This is a genomic window from Colwellia sp. F1 (genome assembly GCF_056238625.1).
In genome coordinates, this window is the sequence record NZ_JBWDLI010000011.1 from 54,732 (window position 1) to 76,988 (window position 22,257).

Here is a 22,257-nt window from a genome sequence, read left to right on the forward strand (position 1 = left end):
ATAAAGTGAATGAGTAACGTTAGATTTTACCGACCAGATCTAAACTTGGTGTTAAGGTTGCTTCGCCTTGTTCCCAAGCCGCAGGACATACTTCGCCATCGTTTTCACGAACATATTGTGCCGCTTTAACATTACGCACCATGTCTTTAGCACTTCTGCCAATGCCACCGGCATGAATATGAGCCACTTGAATGATACCGTCTGGGTCTGCTAAAAAAGTACCACGGTGAGCCATGTGATCTTCTTCAATCATTACGTCAAAACCGCGCGTAATGTTGCCTGTTTGGTCGCCTAGCATTGGGAATTTAATTTTGCCAATTGCTTCAGACGAATCATGCCAAGCTTTGTGGGAAAAGTGTGTATCAGTGGATACTGCGTATACTTCAACACCTAAATCTTGTAGTTCAGCGTACTGGTTCGCCATATCTTCTAATTCAGTAGGGCAAACAAAAGTAAAGTCAGCAGGGTAGAACAAAAAGATAGACCATTTGCCTTTAACGCTGTCTGATGTTACTTCAACAAACTCACCATTGTGAAATGCTTGTGCTGTAAATTCTGGGATTAACTTGCCTATTTGAGCCATGATTTTTTCCTCTTCATTAATGTCAATTTGTGATTAAGGGTTTTGCATTGAAAGCCGTTTTGCTTTCGATGGAGGTATAATAGTACTTGGTTTGGTATAGGTAAAATTGATTAAATTGAATTCAATCATCTAATAAATAGAATGTAAATGAGTGGCGGTTTCTCCAGAATAGGCTAGGTTTAAAGAGGTAAAAAACTGAAAGACTAAGAAGCTTAATCACCCCAACGAGTAAGGAATAAGTCGATGACAGATAAGAAGCTCACTACAGCATCAGGTTGCCCTGTGGCGCATAATCAAAATGTAATGACTGCTGGGCCTAAAGGGCCACAACTCTTACAAGATGTTTGGTTTTTAGAAAAGCTGGCACACTTTGATCGTGAAGTGATACCTGAAAGACGTATGCATGCGAAAGGCTCTGCAGCATTTGGTAAATTTACGGTAACACACGATATTACCCAATACACGCGCGCAAAAATATTCGCTGAAATAGGGAAAGAAACCGAACTGTTTACCCGCTTTAGCACCGTTGCGGGTGAACGTGGGGCTGCAGATGCAGAGCGAGATATTCGTGGTTTTGCTATTAAATTTTATACCGAAGAAGGTAATTGGGATTTAGTGGGTAATAATACGCCGGTGTTCTTTTTGCGTGATCCGTTAAAATTTCCCGATTTAAACCATGCTGTTAAACGCGACCCAAAAACCAATAGGCGTAGTGCAACTAATAATTGGGACTTTTGGACCTCATTACCTGAAGCATTACATCAAGTCACCATTGTGATGAGTGATCGCGGTTTACCAGCAAGTTACCGACATATGCATGGCTTTGGTAGCCATACCTTTAGTTTTATCAATGCAAATAATGAACGTTTTTGGGTGAAATTTCATTTAGAAACACAGCAAGGTATTAAAAATTTGACCGATGCAGAAGCGGAAGTGTTGGTCGGAAAAGATAGAGAAAGCCATCAAAAAGATCTATTTGACGCGATTGAACAACAGAACTTTCCTAAGTGGACACTGAAAGTGCAAATTATGCCAGAAAATGAGGCAGCAACAGTGGCGTATAATCCTTTTGACTTAACAAAAGTTTGGCCGCACAAAGACTACCCATTAATAGACGTTGGGGTAATGGAGTTAAATCGTAACCCAGAAAATTATTTTGCTGATGTTGAACAAGCAGCCTTTAACCCAGGCAATATAGTGCCTGGCATCGGCTTCTCGCCCGATAAAATGCTACAAGGGCGATTATTTTCCTACGCAGATGCACAGCGTTATCGCCTTGGTGTGAATCATCACCATATTCCGGTTAATGCCGCGCGCTGTCCTGTACATAGCTATCATCGAGACGGGCAAATGCGTACCGATGGCAACTATGGTGCAACTGTTGGTTATGAGCCGAACAGCCAAGGTGAATGGGCAGAGCAAGCTGATTTTTCAGAGCCACCTTTAGCAATTGATGGCGCAGCAGCAAGCGTTATTTAATAATACCGCGGCTTCTATGGCAGGTGTGCCAGATGAGATAAAACTACGCCACATTAAGCACTGTAGTGCTGCTGATGCAGATTACGGCAAGGGCATCAAAGCAGCGTTAGGTTTATAACTAGCAACACACTGTTAAAGTTTATTCAATAGCAATGCCTCCTGTGACTTAAAAGGGGAGTTGCTATTGGGGGTATATTAACGCGACAATATGACAATATACTAAAATATTAATGAGAATGTCATAGACGTTCAATACCACTGATTATAGAGACGAATGATTTCATTAAAACAATTACATTATGCGCTAGCAGTTGAGCAAACCTTACATTTCAAAAATGCGGCTGAGGCATGTAATGTCTCGCAGTCGGCATTAAGTACAGCTATTAATGAGCTGGAAAAGCAGTTAGGTATGCTTATTTTTGAGCGTAATAATAAAAAGGTATTAGTGACAAATAAAGGGCAAGTAATTTTAGATCAAGCTAAACGCGTTAAACTTGAAGTAGATGATCTGATACAAATAGCACAAGCAACCCAGCAACCCTTTGTCAGCCCGATGACTATTGGTATTATTCCCACGATAGGCCCTTATTTATTGCCTAAAGTGTTACCAGAGTTACGTAAGCAGTACCCAGGCTTTAAATTAAAAATAATTGAAGAGCAATCGCATGTATTAGTTGAAATGGTGCGAAACGGTAATATTGATGCAGCAATTCTGGCTCTGCCTTATGCTATTGATGGCTTGCTGCCGTTTGAATTTTGGCAAGAAGACTTTTATTGGGTGAGCCATAAAGATGAGTGTCCAAATCAATTAAAAGAGATCACTAGTGAGCAACTAACAGCTGAGAAATTAATGTTATTAAAGGAAGGACATTGCCTAAAAGAGCATGCCTTGGCCGCCTGTAGTTTACCTAATAATAAGCAAGAATCAGATTTTGATTCGGCCAGTTTATATACGCTAATTCAAATGGTTGCCGGAAAACTTGGCTCAACCTTAGTGCCCGAAATGGCACTGGATCAGTTAATTTACAATGCATCAGAGTTATGTGCTATTCATTTAAATGAGCCGGGACCACACCGTAAAATAGCCTTAATTATTCGACCGAATTATGTGAGAACAGATGAAATATCCCTGCTAAAAGATATCTTTAAGGCGCAGTTAACCCAGAAAGTCTCGGTTAAGGGTAGCTGACTTTAAGAACAGTAATCGAATAAATAGAACATAGCCCTCTATTTATTTGTATTTACTCAATTAAAGTGTTTGGTCATTATGGTTATCAGACAAACAAGAGGTTACTATGATGAAAAACATTATTCACAATTTAAAAGCTATATTAGGCACTAAGGCGGCTAAAAAAGCACGAGTTGACTGTAATTATCCAAATAATTATTATGGGGATCAAGTGTGTCAATGTAAGTGATTTGGCTATGAATAGCGGCCAGCGCCACTTTAGCTAAGTAACATAATTTAATCAGTGCATTACACTCTTTAATATCCTAATTAAATTAATTTATATGTGGTCAATTAAAAAGTTTTATTAATATGACCTTATCTATATATACATTACTTAGAGCAACTGGCTGTATTATAAACGCTATTGATTATGATGTTGATATTAACGACTTATTCTAAAAAGGTTTCACTCAATAAAGCTTGAACTTATTAGCTGGTTTTTAATTCAATTATCGTTGCCTAATAACCCCTTCTTGCATGGTTGAGGCAACCAACTCGCCTTGACGGTTATATATTTGCCCGCGTACCAAGCCTCGGCCGTTGCTCGCGGAAGGACTGTCGATAGAGTAGAGCAACCAGTCGTCAAATCGAAAAGGGCGGTGAAACCACATAGCATGATCAACCGTAGCGATTTGAAAATTAGGGGTAAAATGGCTCGCACCATGTGGCATTAAAGCCGCAGGTAAAAACTGAAAGTCAGACGCATAAGCAAGCATACAACTATGGTGGCGTAAATCATCAGGTAAGCTACCATTGGTTTTTAGCCATGTTTGGCATTTAGCGTCAGCTTTTTCAGGTTGGAGCCAGTTATATTGTTGAATAGGGCGGATATCAATGGGTTTCTCGGCTAACAGTTTTTCACGTATTGCCTGTGGTAGAGCTGCTTGGTATTTGGCGATAAAATCATGGTATGAAGGAATGCCTTCAGGGCCTGGTACGGTTGGCATAGTATCTTGATGCTCAAAGCCCTCTTCAGGCCGCTGAAAAGAAGCTGTCATATAAAAGATAGCTTTGCCATTTTGTATTGCTTGTACTCTACGGGTGCTAAAACTTGCGCCGTCGCGAATATTTTCTACTTCATACACTACGGGTTTTGACGCATCGCCGGCACGTAAAAAATAAGAATGAAGTGAATGTACAAAACGATTTTCGTCTATTGTTTCTTGGGCTGCCGATAATGCTTGGCCCATTACTTGGCCTCCAAATAAAGCTCTAAAACCTAAATCTTGGCTTTGGCCGCGATATATTCCTTGTTCTATTACCTCTAACTTAAGTAAAGCTAGTAGTTCATCTAATACAACACTCATGGTTTTATACTCAGTCTTGTTAATAATAATTTAATCACTTAATTCAGTGCAAAGTGTCATTATTTTACACCTTTGTTTGTATTATAATAACAGCTTTTTTGTTACATAAGTGTTGCTGAATAAAACAATTTAAGATAATTTGTCTTTACCTTGAGAGAAAATGATTAGGCTAACACTTGAGATGCTTATGCACTTTGCCAGACCCAGAGCCGCACTATTAGAAAGGCGTGTACAAAAACATAAAACACCTGAAGCCTTACTTCGTCTGTTATCATCAGCACAAGAAGTTGCGGTAAAGAGCTTAATAAAACTGGGTTATGAACTGAACTTTATTCGTCAGAGTAAAGCGGGTAATTTAGCGTTTATGTTTTACAATGGGCAAATTACAACAATTTCTCAGGAAGGTAAGGTTGATACAGCACCTAAAGTAACGTACAGGACTTAGGTAATATTTTTTAAAACAAGGGTTTACCAATTATCTGTTTAAATGCTTAATATGGTTGACCAAAATACCCCTCTTTTTGTTTACAAATAGAACAGGATGGTTATAATGATTTTGAGCTATTAGCAGCTCACCAAGGGCAAATCTAGCGAAAGCTAGAGACGCAAAGTAACCGGTCTACGGGGAAACCTATGACAGCGGTACTGCAAAAACTAGATGTAGTGGGGGCTCGTCTACGTTAAAACAGTCTGTTGTTTCCCTCAGGTTACTTTGCGTGGCTTCCCTTGCCGTTTAATATCCATTTCATGTTATTAACATACCAATCGTTAGCGGCTAATGAGTTGATACAGCGGCTCAATTTTTATCGTACTTAACTCATCTTGCGCACTAAACCAGCAAGATTGGCTATAATAATCAAAACTTAATGAAAACTCAGCGTCAAGCCAAGAAAAACGGATGTCTTCTCGGTCGGCGCCCAGTGTTGTTTCTTTTATAACACATTCGTGAACCTTACTTAATAGCAGCGCTTTAAGCACACTTATATCTTCTTGAAACCATTGCTCACTAAAAACAATCGCTATTTTTTCATCAGCATAAGTCACAGTGTTTATAGTATTGTTTATCATCATTACCTTATAAAATTGGCCGTCATACAATAGGTAGTATTTTATTTTAGCAGGTGCAAGCTATCAATTAATATGCCTATCGTAGCGTGTGGCGAATAAATTAATATATGGCTAAAGTTATAAAATTAGCCTAACTTTGTTAGTATAACAGTTGAAAGTAACAGTGAGAATTTGATGTTAATCACTTAATAGGCGAAAAGCTGACGACAGCTTACCTTATTTTATTTATACTGATTTTTGAAATTTAATCCTAAAGTTAACGTAACAAAGAGAGAGTATTATTATGAAAAAACTGATCCTTGCACTTTCAGCCACTGTATTGATGGCATCTCCAGCTTTTGCTGCTGGTGATGCAGCAGCTGGTAAAGGTAAGTCAGCGATGTGTGCAGCATGTCATGGCCCTGCAGGCATTTCACCTATTCCAATGTACCCTAATCTAGCAGGGCAACATGCAGCGTATTTGACCAAGCAATTAAAAGATTTTAAATCAGGCGCACGTACTGATGCGGTTATGAAAGGCATGGTTGCGTCGTTAAGCGAGCAAGACATGGCTGACTTAAGCGCTTACTACGCAAGCTTAAAATAAAAGTAAACCGGTGTTTATTATTTATTAAAAAAAGCGCTTTTAGCGCTTTTTTTAATCAATTAATACCATGTATGGCATTAATTTACTGTTGGAGATCAAAGTTTTTATCATAAACGCCAATCTAAATGAGAATGTGTTGCATTACCTTTTGTGATTAATATATAATTCCGCGCGATTTTACAACATTCATCAATATGTGCGGAAATATATGACAACAAAACACCTATCTGTAACTGCGGCGGTTTCTATCGCACTGCTAACATTCAGCCAAACTGCCAATGCTGAACAGCCAGAAACCCCAGACATTGAACACATTGAAGTAAGCGGCACTTATTTCAATGACTACCAAATTGATAGCGCATCCGGTGCAACACGTACCAACACTTCATTGTTAGAAACTGCACAAGCCGTAACCGTCATTCCTGAAGTTATTATCGACGAACAATTAGCGACCACCTTAGGCGAAGTACTTTCTAATGATGCGAGTATGTCTCCAGGGTCAAAGCAGCGTAACCGTGAGGTGTTTAATTCACGTGGCTTTGAGTTAAGCTCTTCAAATGGCTACTTACGCGATGGTCACCAACATTGGTCACACTATCAGCAACCTATTGAAACATTATCGCGTGTTGAGATAATAAAAGGTCCTTCAAGTATATTATATGGTCAATCTGCGCCGGGTGGTTTGATTAACATGGTAACCAAACAGCCAACAGCCAAGCCTTTATTTGATTTTAGTGCCGACATGGATCAAAACGGCTCATCACGCTTTATGCTAGATGCTGGTGGTGAAATTTTTGATGATTTAGCATTTCGGAGTGTGCTGGTGAAGCAAGATGCCAACTACACGCGTGAATATCAACATGGAGTTGAACGTGAGCGCGATCGCTTTCTTGGTTCCATCATTGTAGATTATCAGGTAACCGACAAGCTAACTTTTAATGTTTACTATGACCAAACTAATGATAAAGCTGGTTTAGATACAGGTGCTTGGTTAGATAGTCAGGGTAATTTACTAGGTAATAAAGAAAATATTTATGACTTTTCATGGGCATTTACTGATATTACCGTTAATAATATTGGTGCTAAAGCAAGCTACTATATTAACCCACAATGGACAGTAAAATTAGGGTACAACGAGCAAAGATTTGAACGCCAGCGTTTTGAATCCTCTCCTCAAAAACCTGCTGACTATGTCGAAGGGGATAGTTATTCTTCTAAGCCTTATGACCGATTTGACGACTGGAAATTTAAAACAGCATACGTTGATTTAACCGGTGAGTTTGAATTGGCCTCAATGGATCATCAAGTGCTAATTGGTATAAATAGCCTTGATTACTATTATGGGCAGTTAAAAACCACGGCGCCAACTGTGGTGTATGTTCCTGGACAACTAGCGCCAATAAAACCCAATATTAGTTACCATACCGATGATACATTAAGCACATCTGAATATGATTACTATGGCTTTTACTTTCAAGATTTAGTGACGATAACTGAGCATTGGCAAGTTGTATTGGGTGGCCGTTTTGATCAGCAAAACAAGGAGAACGCTGATAGCGATTCCTTTGTACCTAAAGTAGGTGTGTTATATCACCCGCAAGATACAGCAACAGTGTACCTTAACTACGCAGAAGGCTTTGAGCCAGCATCAAGAGAAACGCTTGATAATGATACGGATAAAAACCATGGCATGGCACTTAAGGCCGTTACCTCAGAGCAAGTTGAAATCGGAGCAAAATGGCAAGTTTCAGATCGGTTATTAATAGAAACCGCTGTTTTTGACATTGAAAAGGTCGGTACATCTATTACAGAAAGCTTACTGAATGACCCTGACTTTGAAACGATTACCACACAGGCAGGCTTGCAAAAGCACCAAGGTTTTGAGTTGTCTGCCCAGGGGGCAGTAACCGATAGACTATTTTTAATGGTGTCAACTATGTACCTTGACGCTGTTTATGAAAAAGACAATCAATACCAAGGAAAAACGCCAGTCGACGCGCCAAAATGGTCGGCATCTGCCTGGTCTAGGTATGAAATATCAGCGCAGTTAGCGTTAAATGCAGGTATTTTCTATCAGGGTGAGCGCTTTGCAGATAGTGCTAATACGGTGACTAAAGAGGCTTATACGCGTGTCGATTTTGGTGCTACCTATAAAACTGATATTGCAGGTGTGTCAGTTGACTATCGCTTTAATATTGAAAACTTACTTGATACAGACTACTTTGCCGGCGGTGGGATAAATAATGTCACTATTGGTGGTGAGCGAATGGCGCAGTTAGAAGTTAAAATGTCATTTTAAGCATTAATATCTCTTACTGCTTTCTTGCGGAGTAACCCCTTGTTATAGCTGTAAGTAGTCTGATGTGAACTCGGTTTAAGGTATGTATTAAGCCGGGTTCAGCGTAAGTAAGCACTGATACCTAGTAGATTGAGTTATCTGACCCCGCGAGAAGTAAACAAGGGTTGTGTTTACGAGTTTTGCTCGTGCTCTTTAATTAAATCAATAAAAGCTTTGCCGTAGCGAGATAGCTTTACATCACCAATACCACTGATGGTCAGCATTTGCCTAGACGTTATAGGCTTCACTCTGGCCAACTCAGATAGGGTTGCATCGTTAAAAACAATAAACGGTGCAATGTTTTCACTGTCGGCAATGCTTTTCCTCAGTACACGCAACTTACTAAATAGCACTCTGTCGTAGGGTTTATCTTGTTTTATGCTTTGCCAATAACTCGCCTTTTGTAAACGAGGGCTCGCCAACATTAATGGCTCGGTTGCTTTTAATACGCTGCGTGAGGCCTCTGTTAAACAAAGTGCAGACTGCTGTTCGATGTCTTGTTGTAAATAACCTAAATGAATTAATTGACCAATAATGGCAAACCAATAACCGGGCGTTTTATTGCTACCTATGCCAAAAGTTGATACTTGATCATGAGCTTGACTCAATACCCTATCATTAGTTTCACCACGTAACACATCAACCACATGGTTTATATCTCCTTGTTGCTTAATTCGAAAAACACAAGACAATACTTTTTGAGACGCTTCTGTTGCATCAAACTGGCTAGGTGGATCTAAACAAATATCACAATTACCACAGCCTTGCTGGGTGTATTCGGCAAAATAGTTTAGCACGACTTGTCTGCGGCAATTTTGAGCTTCAATAAACGCATTCATTGCTGAAAAACGCTGCATTTCTACGTTAACCCGTTGTGGGTTATCACCTTCACTGATGCGTTTTTTTATACGGCTTATATCTTTTTCAGCCACCAAAAATAAAGCCTCAGCAGGTAAACCATCGCGGCCCGCTCGTCCTATTTCTTGATAGTAAGACTCTAACGTGCGTGGCGGCTCAAAGTGAATAACATAACGAACATTAGGTTTGTTAATGCCTAAGCCAAAAGCAACAGTGGCAATAACGATTTGAATATTATCTTTAGTGAAACCTTCTTGCACTAAGGCCCTAATATCCGCCTCAAGCCCAGCATGGTATGCAGCACAATTAATACCGCAAGCCGCTAGATATTTAGCGAGCTTTTCTACCTGCCAGCGGCTGTTGCAATAAATAATACCAGAATCATCACCTTGCTTTCTTACATAGCCCAGTAGCTGCTTTTCACCGTCATATTTTGGCGCTAAGGTAAAACGAATGTTGGGTCTGTCAAAGCTATCTAAGTGGATATATGGGTTATTTAATGCCAATTGCGTAAGAATATCTTTGCGTGTGGTAACGTCAGCAGTCGCCGTTAACGCCATCACCGGCACATAAGGAAAGTGTTGCTTGAGTGCATGGAGTTGTGTGTAAGCAGGGCGAAAGTCATGGCCCCATTGAGAAATACAATGTGCTTCATCAATGGCAAACATACTCAGAGGTAACTCAGCTATGCCTTGTAAAAAATAGCGACTTGCGAGTCGCTCAGGTGCGACATAAAGTAGTTTTATTTCACCTTGCGCTAATTTTGAAAAAATACCATTAATGGTTTGTTGGTCTAACGACGAATTAATAAAGGCTGCCGGAATGCCTTGGTGTGTGAGGTTATCTACTTGATCTTTCATTAAAGAAATAAGCGGTGACACCACAATAGTAATACCTGGTAAAAGTATTGCTGGTAATTGATAACACAAAGATTTTCCGCCACCCGTTGGCATTAATACCAAAGAGTCTCTTCCTTGCATTAGCTGGTTAATAATCTCTGCTTGGCCTGGGCGAAAACTATCGTAACCAAAGTGATGCTTTAGTGTGCTAAGCAATAAGTCTTGGTGCTCAGCTGCAGAAGAAGGAGGCAGAGTAACAGTATTCAACGGACAGTCTTTAATAATTCATGGTGGCGCTCATTTTACCTGAGAGAAGGTGTTGTGACATCATTATTTTCCTTTTTTATAAAAATGATGATAGGCTAATCCTTTACAAGTCCGACCAGATAGCGTTGAAACAAATTGCAGTGGAGTTATATATGAATCGTGAGCTTATATATCAGCAGTTAATTGATTTTTGGAATAACAATATGCCTTTCAATCAATTGTTGGGTTTTGAAATTACCCGCTTTAGTGCAAAAGAAGCAGAAGTACGCTTTGTCTGGGATGATAAACTTATTGGTAACCCAGTACAAAAAATTCTCCATGGTGGGGTAACAGCATCAGCACTTGACTTAGCCGGTGGTGCGGTAGCCGCGGCGAACATTATCGAACAATTACCCGATATTACGCCTGAAACAGTGCAACAGAGTTTAGCTAAAATTGGCACCATTGATTTACGTACTGATTATTTACGCCCCGGACGCGGAGAAGAGTTTATTGTTACCGCACATATTATTCGTAATGGTAGTAAAGTTGCCGTGGCACGCATGGAAATGCACAATGAGCTTGGTCAACATATTGCGTTTGGTACCGGTACTTATATGGTAGGTTAAAGGAGCGTCTACGACTAAAGAGTGAGGCTTGTTGTTAGTAATAAGCACCCTGTTAATATAGGATGTTTGCCTTAAATTATATTAGCATTTTTTAGTTTGCGCACCATTTTTAACTCACGCATAAAGGCAGTAAACATGGATCACACCTCAAAATCTACCCCTAATAATAAAGCCGAGCCGCATAGAAACAGTGATGAACTGAGTTACGAGCAGCAGCATAAACCCAGTGCCGCATTTAATAGCCGCGAAGAGTATTTAAAGCACGAACTCCAAATAATGGCGCCTAAACGTTGGCGACCTAACTTACCCTTTAGAGACTATCGCTTTGAAATTGAAGACACGATTCCAGCAATGGCGGCAACCATTGGCAAAGTGGTTATGGTGGGTGCAATAGCGGCAACCTTTGCGGCACCGCTAGGGCTTGATGAAAGTTTTATCTTAGAAAATGTTCGTTATGAGTTATTAATTGTCTCATTTTTTATTATTATTTTTTCAGGCTTTTTATTACCCACGGCTAATTTGGCAGGCACGCATGGCCCATTAATACCGCTGATTCCTATTGTGGTTGCTGCGGGCGGCCATCCCATGGCATTTGGTTTGCTCATTGGTGCGTTTGGTTTAATTTTAGCTTTGAGTAAAGGCGGTAGTATGCTGGCCAACCTGACCAGTAAAGGAGTTTGTGGTGGGCTGTTACTTTACCTTGGCTTTGTCGGTACTACTTCACAGGTTAAAAAACTCTTTGCTTGGGGAGAGGATATTGGCATGGCACATATTCCTTTTGTAGTCATTTTAGCTACCATTTTATTGTATGCCTTACTTGAGCACAAAGGAAAACGCTGGTTGGCCGTGCCGTTAAGCTGCTTACTAGGCGGTACAATCGCTTTTGCTATGGGCGCACCCTTTGAGTTTGTCACTAGCCCAGGGTTACCTAACATGAATCCGAGCTATTGGTGGGGTGAAAATACAGGTTGGATGCTTGGGTTGCCTACCTTAGAAAGTTTTGCTGTTGTATTACCGTTTGCTATTTTGGCAGTGGCAATGTGGTCTCCTGACTTTTTGGGTCACCAAGTCTTTCAGAAAATTAGTTACCCAGCGCGCACCGAAAAAGTGCAAATGGATATTGACGATACCATGGTCAGTGCTTCTATTCGTCAAACCTTTGGCTCTTTACTCGGTGGGGCTAATTTTGCATCTTCTTGGGGAACTTATGTGGTGCCGGCAGCAATTGCTAAACGCCCAATTCCAGCGGGCGCACTATTAACTGCCTTGTTTTGCATCGTGGCAGGTATTTGGGGCTACCCAATGGATCTCGCTATATGGCAACCTGTGCTTTGTGTCGCCTTAGTGGTCGGCGTATTTATTCCATTACTTGAAGCAGGGATGGAAATGACTCGTGAAGGAAAAACAACACAGTCAGCGGCAATTGTGGTGTTTTCTTCAGCGTTAGTGAACCCCGCCTTTGGTTGGGCGCTTACTATGTTGCTGGATAATCTTGGCTTAATTGGTTGTAAAGCGCGAAGCTTGGAATTAAGCCAGATGAATCGCTGGATTATTCCATGTGCTATGTTTGTGGTGTTAACCGCGGTGATGGCTGCAGTAGGCATGTTACCGGGCATTCCGGCATTAGTCCCCAGCTTTCGTCACTAGGTAGGCGGTAAACACTCTTCATTAGTAACAACGTTTAACAGCAGTAGGCTGACTAACCGTATTGGTTGATATTGTAAAAGCTTGCACGCGGATGTGAGCTTTTTAAATCTATACAATGTTGAAACTTAAAACTATTATGTATATAACTAAGGAGTTAGTAATATAAAACGCTCTTAATAATGCAAACCTCCCAAACGCCACAAGGGCTAACTTATTATGCATAAAGTAAAAACAACTACGCCAAACCAACAACTGTGTGCTGTTACCTTGTTAGGAAACCTAGTGGCTAAGCCAGATATTCGCTATCGAGCAAACCCTGTCTCTGCAATCACGGAAATTACCCTCGCGACGAATACCAAGTGGCTAGATAAAAAAACTAATCAGTACAAAGAGTGGACTAGCTATCATCACATTAAAGTTGAAGGAGAGCTTGTTGAACAAGCCTTATTAACCGCTAATAAAGGCGATATTCTTCTGGTGCAAGGTTACTTAACTAATTTAAAAAGCGACACATCCACTCTGCAAAGCTCTACTGTTCAGGCAAATAATGGGCTAAACAACAAAGATCTATTCATTGTGCATGCTACTTTTATCCAAAAATTTAACAAAGGCTATACTCAAACAATTAATCAAGTGTTATGCAGTGGTCAGCTTGTTTCGCTACCAAAACTTATCACCACACAAAATAATAAACATTTAGCCCAAGTGAATATGATGATAAATCATCAATACTACGCTATTGATAAGCAGCAATGGCAAAGCCACAGTGTAGAGCGAGAACTACACATTTGGGGGAAGCAAGCACAATACTTAGTTGAAAACGCTAAACTTGATGTTAATGTTGTGGTTGAGGGTAAGTTAAGTTATTTAGCAACGGCTGATAAAAGACAATTTATAGAAGCTAAAGCGGTACATCTATTAGATTAGCTTTATGTAAGGCCACTTATGCCATGGAGTACGGTAAGTCAGTCATTGCTAATGTTAATCGACTTCCCCTTTTTATGTTTTAGACATTTGAGCGAGCCATATTAAATCAAGAGAAAAATATGCACAGTAGATATAAGCCTGTAACATCAATAAACGCGCTAATGTATTTCCTTATACTACTGGGCTTTTTAAGCTTTATAACCATCAAGGCATCAGCAACAGAACATGCCTACCAATTTGATCAAATAGTGCAAGTAGAGCAAACGTTAGCTAAGCCTTCTCCGTGGTTACAATTCGTTGCGTCACCAAATAATGCTGAGCAATATTTTGCGATCAATAAGGCTGCTCAAATGTATCTTATTGATGAAATGCAAACGTTACAGCAAGTGTTAAACTTAAATGCTACTCATGGTAAAGATTTACCAGCCATTACATTAACCGCCATTGTGCTACACCCTAATTTTGCGCTACGAGACCAACTCGGATATGGTACTTTTTATACCGCACACCTGGAAACGTTAAATAAAAAAAGCAAAACTAAACGGCTACAAGCACCACGTGAAGGCTTACCGCTAGAGTTTGACGCCGTTATTACTGAATGGCAATTTCATTCAAGTAGCTATCAAGTGATTGATTTTGATACTCAGCGGGAAGTATTACGCATAGCGGTACCAGACCATAGTGTTACCATTAAACAAATGTCATTTAACCCTTATACTCAATCATGGAATGAAGGCTTTGGCTTGCTTTACATTGCGTTAACGGGTGATGAAAAATGGCAACAACCACTCTATTCTGGAGTAATTTTACGTATAAACCCCGCAAAATTCGGCTTACGAAGCTTTACAGTGCCAACCTCTAATCCTTATGTAAAAGATCAGGCCATTAAAGACGAAATATATTTATTTGGCGGGCAAGAGATATCACAATTTATTTGGCCAGATAAAAATACCGACGACATTTTGTTGTCTCATCAATACAAGGATAAATTTTTATTATCATTAACCGCTCCTAATAAGGACTGGCGTAAACAGGCCCCAAAAAATGTGCTTTACCAAAGTGATCAACCGATTGAAAGCGTATTATTGTATCGAGGAAGTAACCTCAATGGCTTACGCAATAAGTTACTCCTGTTGGTTCATCGCAAGCAAGGTTGGTTGCTCCAGTCGTTAAGTGCAATACCAGCGGATACTAATTTACAAAAAGAGTGGCAATTTACCGCCGCGCAATTAGCGCACGATAGTGAAGTATCCTTGGGTAAAGACCGTGATGGTGAAGTATTAGTTATTGATAAAACTCAGGGAAAAGTGCTGCAAGTAACTAAAAAACTGATGAATCAACCTCATATAGCACCGACAAATAACAGTGTTGCTAATAAGGCTAAAACCGAGCCTAATAACAGTATTTATCTTGTGCTTGTTTTTTTATTGATTGTTTTAGTTCTGCTTTATTTAATTAAGCGCAATAGATTTTCGGCAAAAGCCATTGTCAGGAAACAATTTGCCCAGATAGCGCTAAGTGAGTCGCAACAGCAAATAGGTTTTTATCACCGGCATCATAAAAACATAGATACCCTTGTTGATATAGCAGAAGTTACCACGTTTGCAGTGAAGTTAAATGACACCATAATTAATGTTATTGATCGAAACAACAACCATGGTTTTGATAATAATAAAGAGCAAGACTTACGCGCTATTTTTATCAAAGAAAAAATCGACAAAATGATTAATGACAAAATGCGGCAAGTTAACCTGTCTTTCACCACTAAACAGCAAAAGTGCCATACCGTTTGTTTATATATGCGCAAAGGTAGTGACCGTGTGACTAAAAAATCATATAGCGCTGTCATTGAAGAGGTAATCGATTGGTGTTGGTTAATAGCTGGCAAAATTAACCCTGCGAATACTGGCTCAAGGCAAAGCAAAACGAGCATAATGCTAGCAGCAGAAAAGGATGTTTTTACGGCGAAACAAAAGAAAGCGTCATTACATGAGCAAGCGGCAGTCAACCGCTTAACTGTTTATAAAAATGAAAACTTTGCTCCAGCATCAAACAGTAAAACACCCGAAAAAGTTAACGATAAGCATAAAAGTGCTCAGGGTATAGTCGCGGAAAAGAGCAAAGATGCCAGTATCGCAACCATTAATACTGACTTGGTCAGCGCGCTAGAAAAGCTAGTTGAGTTAAAGAAGCAAGGATTCTTAACAGAGGAAGAGTTTAGTCAAAGCAAAGAAAAATTACTACGTGGGTTATCGAGCTAACTTAGCCTAGTTGTAGTATTGGGCTATAGTTTTGATACTACAACACTAGGCTAAAACCTGCGCATTTTGCACTAAAACCTGACGGCTTAATGCAAGGCTAGGCTTTATTACATTACTTAATCGTTAACAGGTACTGCACCAAGTTTTTAAAGTCTGCTTCGGGGTTGCTTTTATCTAGCTCACCCGAATTGATACGGTACTTACCATTCACTATTACTGTTGGAACACCGGTTAAAGCGCGAGTTTTAGACATGTTGTCTTGGTGCTTCTTCATCGCTTTTGCATGAGCGTTGACGCTAAAGCTTTTCATTAACTTGTCAAACTTAGCGCCATCAGCACCATTTAGGACAAAAATATTGCGCAGATCTTTTTCATTACTAATGATAGCGCGTTGTAGGTGAATGTAATTAAAGATTGCACCAATGTACTTGTCGCCATTTTCAAGCTGCTCAGCCGTCGCAATGGCTTTGGAGATCATTTGTTGTATTTCAGGTGACGCTGCTCGAATAAAATCAACGTGGTTACGCTCAAATTTAACATTAGCAGGCAGTGCTTCTTTTATATCATGCATAATAGGTTCAAATTTAAAGCAGTGACCACAATAAACAGAAAAATACTCACGCACTTCAGTATTTTTTGAGGCGGTTTCACTGACTTTGGTATATTGCTTACCTTCGGTGTACTTTGCTGCGCTAGCAGTGATTGAAAAAGCTAAAAGGGGCATTAATAACACCATAAATAAGCGTTGCATTGTTTTCATGTTTTGTCCTAATCTCTTGATAGTTAATTGATGTTGCAATGAAAGAAAGCATTGGTAAATCGGTGTTTATGCTGGTAATAAACTTAATGGCGGCTGCTGTAGTGCCAACATTTGTTCTTTTAGCATTAATATTTGCTGTTCCCAATACTCTGGTGTGTCGAACCAAGGAAAGTTTCTTGGAAAAGCAGGATCTTGCCAACGTTTACATAACCATGCCATATAATTAACTACGCGCATAGTTCTTAATGATTCTATCAAAGTAAGCTGTGAAGATTCAAATGAAAAGAACTCTTCATAACCCATTAATAAGGTGTCAAGTTGTAACAATTGTTGTTGTCTGCTACCTGAGAGCATCATCCATAAATCTTGAATGGCAGGCCCTGTGCGACAGTCGTCTAAATCAACAAAGTGAGGGCCTTCATCGCGCCATAAAATGTTCCCTGCATGGCAATCACCATGTAAGCGTATTTGCTGTTTTACTTGGTATTGTTTGGCAGCAATTTCTATCACTTGTTCTAATATTGAAAAAAAAGGCGTAAGCAATGGTTTGGGTACAAAACCACTGTTTTTTATTGTGTCGCTGGCTTGATACAGCATTTCGTCAACAGTGAAGTTAGGCCTGTGTATGAAAGGTTTTCGCGCAGAAACTGCATGAATACGGCCAATAAATCGACCCATCCATTCAAGCTGGTCTAAATTATCTACTTCAAATATTCGACCACCTCGACAGGGGAATACAGCAAAATGATATCCTTGATGTTCAAATAAGCTGGTACCATTTATTTTTAATGGTGCAACGATAGGGAGCTCTTGCTCGTCAAGTTCAAAAGAGAAATCATGCTCTTCTTGAATTTGCGCGAGTTGCCAACGCTGAGGCCGATAAAACTTAGTAACGTATTTCGTTAATTTTTCGTCATGAAACTGATAAACCCGATTTTCATAACTGTTCAGTGCGAGTAAACCACTGTCTACGTTAAAACCTACGCTCTCTAAGCCATCAATAATAGTGTCGGGGGAAAGCGATTTAAAATCAAACTGTGCCATGTATACTCATTCACTTTTTGTTAGGGCGCTAGGAGGAGCACCCGGTTTAGCTAAGTTTATCGCTTATTAAAAAAGCGGCTTTCACTTTCAATTTTTGCATCACCTTCTGGAGAAATCTGCTCAACCGTAAAGGTAATATCAGTCATATAGCCATCTAATTCATAAGGGTCAACAGAAATACTAATGGGCAATGTATAAGCGGTCGCAGCTTGCACTAAAACTTCTTGTTTACCGTGCCATTGGCTATTTTCAATACCGGTAGCGTAAACCTTATAAGTGTTGTCAGTTTGTGACATATTCAGTATTTTTAAAGTATATACATTTTCTATGTCACCATTAAAATTCTCTTTAGCGAGCTCAGTTCTATCTCTAATAACATCAAGGGATAGTGGCACTCGGTTGACGACTTCCATAATCAACATTGTGCTCATAATAACTAACACAATCGCGTAGCCAACCAATTTTGACCGAATAATGTTAACTTTTTTACCGTCGAGCTCGTGCTCGGTTGTATAACGAATTAGGCCAGGTTCGTAATTCATTTTGCTCATTACACTGGCACAAGCATCAACACAGGCACCGCAGTTTATACATTCATATTGTAAACCATTGCGAATATCTATACCGGTAGGGCATACTTCCACACATAAGTTACAGTCAATGCAATCGCCGAGGCCTATTTCTTTAGGATCTTGTTTTCTTGATCTTGCGCCACGAGCTTCACCTCGGTTACTGTCGTACGAAACGGTTAGGGTGTCCTTATCAAACATTGCTGATTGAAAGCGGGCATAAGGACACATGTGTAAACATACTGTTTCACGCATCCAGCCAGCATTACCGTATGTGGCAAAGGTGAAAAAAGCTAATATGATCGCCATAGTTACTGAGGTATTAAGCGTAACTATATTAATAAGTAATTCATTCATTGGAGAAAAATAGCCGGCGAAAGACATGGCAGTAAATAAAGAAAACAACAGCCAACTGGTATGTTTAAGCGTTTTCTTCCATAGCTTTGTTGCACTCATTTTTTGTTGATTTAGCTTTCTTCGCTGGTTTGCCGTGCCTTCTATTTTTTCTTCAAACCAAATAAAGATAAAAGTCCAGACGGTTTGTGGGCACATATAGCCACACCATACCCGACCTAAAAAGGTGGTGACAAAAAATAAAAGGAAGGCACCAAAAATAAAGAACCAAGCTAGCAGGGTTAGGTCTTGCGGCCATAAGGTTAGGCCCCATAAGGTAAAGCGCTGCTCGCTAATGTCAAATAATACAGCCTGATGGCCATTATATTGTAACCAAGGGATAAGTGCGAAAAAGGCAAAGTAGACTAAGTTCATACGCTGCCTAAGCTTTTGAAAAAAGCCTGAACTTTTTCTAACATAAATTTGGTCACCAGGTTTATAGCGCTCTTTACCACTTTTAGCCGGATGAATTTCTACATTAGTAACGGGTATTTTTACAGCACTCGGTGATGATGGCTTTTCGTCTATGCTCACGATAAATCCTTAGAAGAGAGATGTGAATTAGTCTAAAAATAATTATTATGCTATTGTTTTGCAGAGAATAACATAAATTAGCTCATACTAATATACGGGGTTTTATGAAAAATATATTGATCTTGATCGTTGCCGTAGCACTTTATCTCCATTTTTATCCACAACCTGAAGTAACAAAATTTTATAATGGCACCAAAGAAACCTTATTAGATGGCTTCGCAGAATTTAGTGACACCAGTGTGCGCCTTAAAGCGGATCAGATATTAATTGATTTAAAACCAGAATTAAATAGTTTTTCAGCAGAAGAGGTTATTATCCTAGAAGAAATAACTAGCTCTAGAAGCCAGGTAAAAGGTTTTTACCAAACCCACTGTAAAACACAAACACCGAGTGTGAGTTTTCACCCAACTAACCAAGCTAAAATCTGTAAGTCTATTAACAAGTATTCAAAATTGCTATAAATTTGTGTCAATACTATGTAACCATTTATGCCGATAATTTAGCTAATAATAAGGCAAAATTATCTGCACTGTTCTGCTCTTTTTTATGTTGGCCATTTTGAACAACCCAAGTGCCGTTAACCATCACATCTTTAACAGGGTTATTTTGGCTAGCAAAAATAACACTATCAAGTAAGTGGTCGCTTTTATTAGCAAATAAGTTGATTTCACTTTCATTAAGCACCAGTAAATCAGCTTGTTTTCCCACTGCTAACGCACCGGTATTTGAACTGGTGCTTTGCCCACCTCCTGCAGCAGCTTTTTGCCATAAATTTTGCCCTACTGAGCGTGTCTCGGGAGAGGTAAGAATCGCCCTTTGCTGTTTTATTAGGCGTTGAACATATTCTAGCCAGCGTAACTCTTCAATAGGATTAACAGATATGTGGCTGTCAGACCCTATCGCAATAGTACCATTTAAGGATAAAAATTGGCTTGCTGGAAAAATACCATCACCTAAATTAGCTTCGGTTGTTGGGCAAATGCCGACGACGGCCTTGCTCGCTACAATGCCTTGCTGTTCCTGTTCATTGATATGTGTTGCGTGAATTAAGCACCAGTGTTGGTCAATATTGATATTATCTAACAGCCATTCAACTGGGCGTTTACTATAGTAATTTAAACAGTCGGTTACCTCTTGTTGCTGCTCGGCTATATGAATATGAATAGGCGCGTTAGCATCTAATGAACGAACATGTTTTACTGCTGCTAATATGGGGGCTTTATCGACAGCGCGTAATGAATGCGGTGCTATGCCAATATTGGTATTTGAATATTGCTGGCTTAGCGCAAAGCAATCGCTGACCAGTTGATTAAATTGTGCCGTGGTATTAATAAAGCGTTTTTGCCCTTTGCTTGGCGGTTGCTGGCCAAAACTTGCATATTGATATAAAACAGGTAACAGTGTTAAACCTATACCTGTGCTTTGTGCCGCATTAAAAATGGCCTGTGCCATGGTGGCTAGTTTAGTACTCGCGTGATTTTCATTTTCTGGCGATTGACTTTGTTTGTAACTGTTGCCGTGAATATCATGATGTAGATAATGAAACTCAGCCACACGGGTATAACCCTTTTTTAGCATTTCAATATAGAGTTGCACTGCAATTGTTTGTGCATCTGCGTGGGTAAGCTTAGCTAGAAATTTATACATGGTATTACGCCAGGTCCAAAAACTATCTTTGCCTTGGCTACCTTGCTCACTAAAACCGGCAAAGGCACGCTGAAAAGCATGCGAATGACAATTGACCATACCTGGAATAACCACGCCTTCAAAGGCCGCAGCATTGGCTTCTTTACCCGGCGTAATTGAGGTAATAATTCCTTTGTCTATGGTGAGGGTTTTATTTGTTGCCCAACCGTCACTTAATAAAATAGCTTTGGCGTAGTATTTTTTCATTTTTCCCTCATTTGCATGGCTTACCTTAAGCGTAGCGTTTGTTTTAACTTGCAGCAATGCTGCTAACATTAGTGTGACTGACTAAAAGCAATTAGGCATTGTACTAAGCTTTGTAAGTGCTTTTTCACTTGAGCAGCTTTTGCTTCGTTGTAGTGGTTGCTCGGTTCATCAAGGTAGGTTCGTTGCGATAATTCAAGTTGAATCGCATGAATGTTATTGCTTGGATCTCCGTAGGCGCGCGTAATATACCCCCCCTTAAAGCGGCCATTGTAAACGGTGCTGTAAGGTGAGAAGTTAAGTTTTTGTATTTCAGTTAATAGCGCTTGTGCGCAACTGGTGCCGTCAGCGTTACCAAAACTAAAATCGGGTAGTTGTCCTTCAAAAAAGCGCGGCACTGTTGACAAAATTGAATGTGCATCCAGTAAAACAACCTTATTATACCGTTGTTTTAATTGCGTTAAAATGCTTGCCAATGCCTGGTGATATGGTTGCCAGTAATGTTTTATTCTGCGGTTTATTTCATCCGGCGCTGGCTCTTGGTGCGCTTGGTAAAGTGCAGACAAGTCAAAAGCGGTTGTTGGACATAACTCGGTATTATTAGCACCTGTATATAAAGCAACGCCATTTGGGGCTCTGTTTAAATCAATAACATAACGGCTATACTTGGGCTTTAAGGTATAAACCCCCATTGCCGTTGCAAAATCATAGAGCTTGTCTATATACCAGTCGGTGTCAACAACATTATTACCACTAGTTGTCATGGTGTCGGCAATGTTTTTAGGTAGTTGTTGGCCATTATGTGGCATGCTAATTAACATGCCCACAGTGCCTGAAGTTAAAGAATAAGTCGCGTTCATTATTAACTCTTATGGGTTACGTTCAGTGGTAAATCAAATTGTATATACAAGTTAATTTATCATGGCGCGTGCGTAATAAGCAAATGTTTACGTTGGCGCGGTGTTTTAGCTAACACTTTAAGCTCAGCGCTTTAGCACACAAGGTTTACTCCTCCCTCTTAATCGCCTACCGGTAACGTTGAATAATTCTTTGGGGTTGCTCGCTATA

18 protein-coding genes, 1 pseudogene and 1 riboswitch are annotated in these 22,257 nt (G+C 39.8%); of the genes and pseudogenes, 10 read left to right on the top strand and 9 right to left on the bottom strand.

Features of this window, described 5'->3' with window-relative positions:
- Positions 1-19: 19 nt before the first annotated feature.
- Positions 20-583, bottom strand: coding sequence for an alkyl hydroperoxide reductase subunit C (gene ahpC / locus AC0UA9_RS11770; protein ID WP_475660291.1), 564 nt, complete (start codon positions 581-583; stop codon positions 20-22).
- 243 nt (positions 584-826) lie between these two features.
- Here ahpC and AC0UA9_RS11775 point away from each other — a divergent pair.
- Positions 827-2,180 (top strand): annotated as a pseudogene (locus tag AC0UA9_RS11775) (catalase).
- A 156-nt stretch (positions 2,181-2,336) separates the two neighbouring features.
- Positions 2,337-3,251: a LysR substrate-binding domain-containing protein gene (locus AC0UA9_RS11780; RefSeq protein WP_475660292.1), complete on the top strand. Its 915-nt coding sequence runs from the start codon at positions 2,337-2,339 to the stop codon at positions 3,249-3,251.
- Positions 3,252-3,742: 491 nt separating this feature from the next.
- Here the strand turns inward: AC0UA9_RS11780 and tesB are convergent, their stop codons facing one another.
- Positions 3,743-4,600 carry an acyl-CoA thioesterase II gene (tesB, locus tag AC0UA9_RS11785; protein WP_475660293.1) on the bottom strand — a complete coding sequence of 286 codons (858 nt, stop codon included), beginning with the start codon at positions 4,598-4,600 and terminating at the stop codon, positions 3,743-3,745.
- A gap of 160 nt (positions 4,601-4,760) precedes the next feature.
- On the opposite strand from tesB, the gene AC0UA9_RS11790 reads away from it, so the two are divergent.
- The gene (locus AC0UA9_RS11790; RefSeq protein ID WP_475660294.1) at positions 4,761-5,045 is read left to right on the top strand and encodes a hypothetical protein; all 285 of its coding nucleotides are present in this window, start codon (positions 4,761-4,763) and stop codon (positions 5,043-5,045) included.
- Between the two features lie 125 nt (positions 5,046-5,170).
- Positions 5,171-5,253: riboswitch (cyclic di-GMP riboswitch) on the top strand.
- A gap of 115 nt (positions 5,254-5,368) precedes the next feature.
- Here AC0UA9_RS11790 and AC0UA9_RS11795 read toward each other — a convergent pair.
- Positions 5,369-5,668 (bottom strand): DUF3630 family protein, encoded by a 300-nt coding sequence (locus AC0UA9_RS11795; protein ID WP_475660295.1) that lies wholly within the window; start codon positions 5,666-5,668, stop codon positions 5,369-5,371.
- A gap of 283 nt (positions 5,669-5,951) precedes the next feature.
- On the opposite strand from AC0UA9_RS11795, the gene AC0UA9_RS11800 reads away from it, so the two are divergent.
- Together AC0UA9_RS11800 and AC0UA9_RS11805 are read left to right on the top strand one after the other, a co-directional pair.
- A complete protein-coding gene (locus tag AC0UA9_RS11800) occupies positions 5,952-6,254 on the top strand; it encodes a c-type cytochrome (protein WP_475660296.1) in 303 nt (100 codons plus the stop codon).
- Positions 6,255-6,462: 208 nt separating this feature from the next.
- Positions 6,463-8,553 carry a TonB-dependent siderophore receptor gene (locus AC0UA9_RS11805; protein WP_475660297.1) on the top strand — a complete coding sequence of 697 codons (2,091 nt, stop codon included), beginning with the start codon at positions 6,463-6,465 and terminating at the stop codon, positions 8,551-8,553.
- Between the two features lie 170 nt (positions 8,554-8,723).
- On the opposite strand, the gene recQ is transcribed toward AC0UA9_RS11805, so the two are convergent.
- Positions 8,724-10,556: a DNA helicase RecQ gene (gene recQ, locus AC0UA9_RS11810; protein ID WP_475660298.1), complete on the bottom strand. Its 1,833-nt coding sequence runs from the start codon at positions 10,554-10,556 to the stop codon at positions 8,724-8,726.
- Between the two features lie 152 nt (positions 10,557-10,708).
- Here recQ and AC0UA9_RS11815 point away from each other — a divergent pair, with 152 nt between their 5' ends.
- The 4 genes from AC0UA9_RS11815 (at position 10,709) to AC0UA9_RS11830 (ending at position 15,999) form a co-directional block, all read left to right on the top strand.
- A complete protein-coding gene (locus tag AC0UA9_RS11815; protein ID WP_475660299.1) occupies positions 10,709-11,164 on the top strand; it encodes a thioesterase family protein in 456 nt (151 codons plus the stop codon).
- Between the two features lie 135 nt (positions 11,165-11,299).
- Positions 11,300-12,811 (top strand): DUF3360 family protein, encoded by a 1,512-nt coding sequence (locus tag AC0UA9_RS11820; protein ID WP_475660300.1) that lies wholly within the window; start codon positions 11,300-11,302, stop codon positions 12,809-12,811.
- Positions 12,812-13,027: 216 nt separating this feature from the next.
- Complete coding sequence (locus tag AC0UA9_RS11825; protein WP_475660301.1) at positions 13,028-13,738, top strand: single-stranded DNA-binding protein; 711 nt, start codon at positions 13,028-13,030, stop codon at positions 13,736-13,738.
- A 119-nt stretch (positions 13,739-13,857) separates the two neighbouring features.
- Complete coding sequence (locus tag AC0UA9_RS11830) at positions 13,858-15,999, top strand: SHOCT domain-containing protein (RefSeq protein WP_475660302.1); 2,142 nt, start codon at positions 13,858-13,860, stop codon at positions 15,997-15,999.
- A gap of 112 nt (positions 16,000-16,111) precedes the next feature.
- On the opposite strand, the gene AC0UA9_RS11835 is transcribed toward AC0UA9_RS11830, so the two are convergent.
- The 3 genes from AC0UA9_RS11835 to ccoG all read right to left on the bottom strand — a co-directional run bounded on the left by AC0UA9_RS11835 (position 16,112) and on the right by ccoG (position 19,299).
- Positions 16,112-16,759 carry a thiol:disulfide interchange protein DsbA/DsbL gene (locus AC0UA9_RS11835; RefSeq protein WP_475660303.1) on the bottom strand — a complete coding sequence of 216 codons (648 nt, stop codon included), beginning with the start codon at positions 16,757-16,759 and terminating at the stop codon, positions 16,112-16,114.
- A 66-nt stretch (positions 16,760-16,825) separates the two neighbouring features.
- Positions 16,826-17,803, bottom strand: a complete 978-nt coding sequence (locus AC0UA9_RS11840; RefSeq protein WP_475660304.1) for a serine/threonine protein kinase — start codon at positions 17,801-17,803, stop codon at positions 16,826-16,828.
- A gap of 56 nt (positions 17,804-17,859) precedes the next feature.
- Positions 17,860-19,299 carry a cytochrome c oxidase accessory protein CcoG gene (gene ccoG / locus AC0UA9_RS11845; RefSeq protein WP_475660305.1) on the bottom strand — a complete coding sequence of 480 codons (1,440 nt, stop codon included), beginning with the start codon at positions 19,297-19,299 and terminating at the stop codon, positions 17,860-17,862.
- Positions 19,300-19,403: 104 nt separating this feature from the next.
- Here ccoG and AC0UA9_RS11850 point away from each other — a divergent pair, with 104 nt between their 5' ends.
- Entirely contained in the window at positions 19,404-19,760 is a 357-nt protein-coding gene (locus AC0UA9_RS11850) for a hypothetical protein (protein WP_475660306.1), read from the top strand.
- A 25-nt stretch (positions 19,761-19,785) separates the two neighbouring features.
- On the opposite strand, the gene AC0UA9_RS11855 is transcribed toward AC0UA9_RS11850, so the two are convergent.
- Entirely contained in the window at positions 19,786-21,192 is a 1,407-nt protein-coding gene (locus AC0UA9_RS11855) for a formimidoylglutamate deiminase (protein ID WP_475660307.1), read from the bottom strand.
- Positions 21,193-21,260: 68 nt separating this feature from the next.
- Positions 21,261-22,049 carry an N-formylglutamate deformylase gene (gene hutG / locus AC0UA9_RS11860; RefSeq protein ID WP_475660308.1) on the bottom strand — a complete coding sequence of 263 codons (789 nt, stop codon included), beginning with the start codon at positions 22,047-22,049 and terminating at the stop codon, positions 21,261-21,263.
- Positions 22,050-22,257 lie beyond the last annotated feature (208 nt).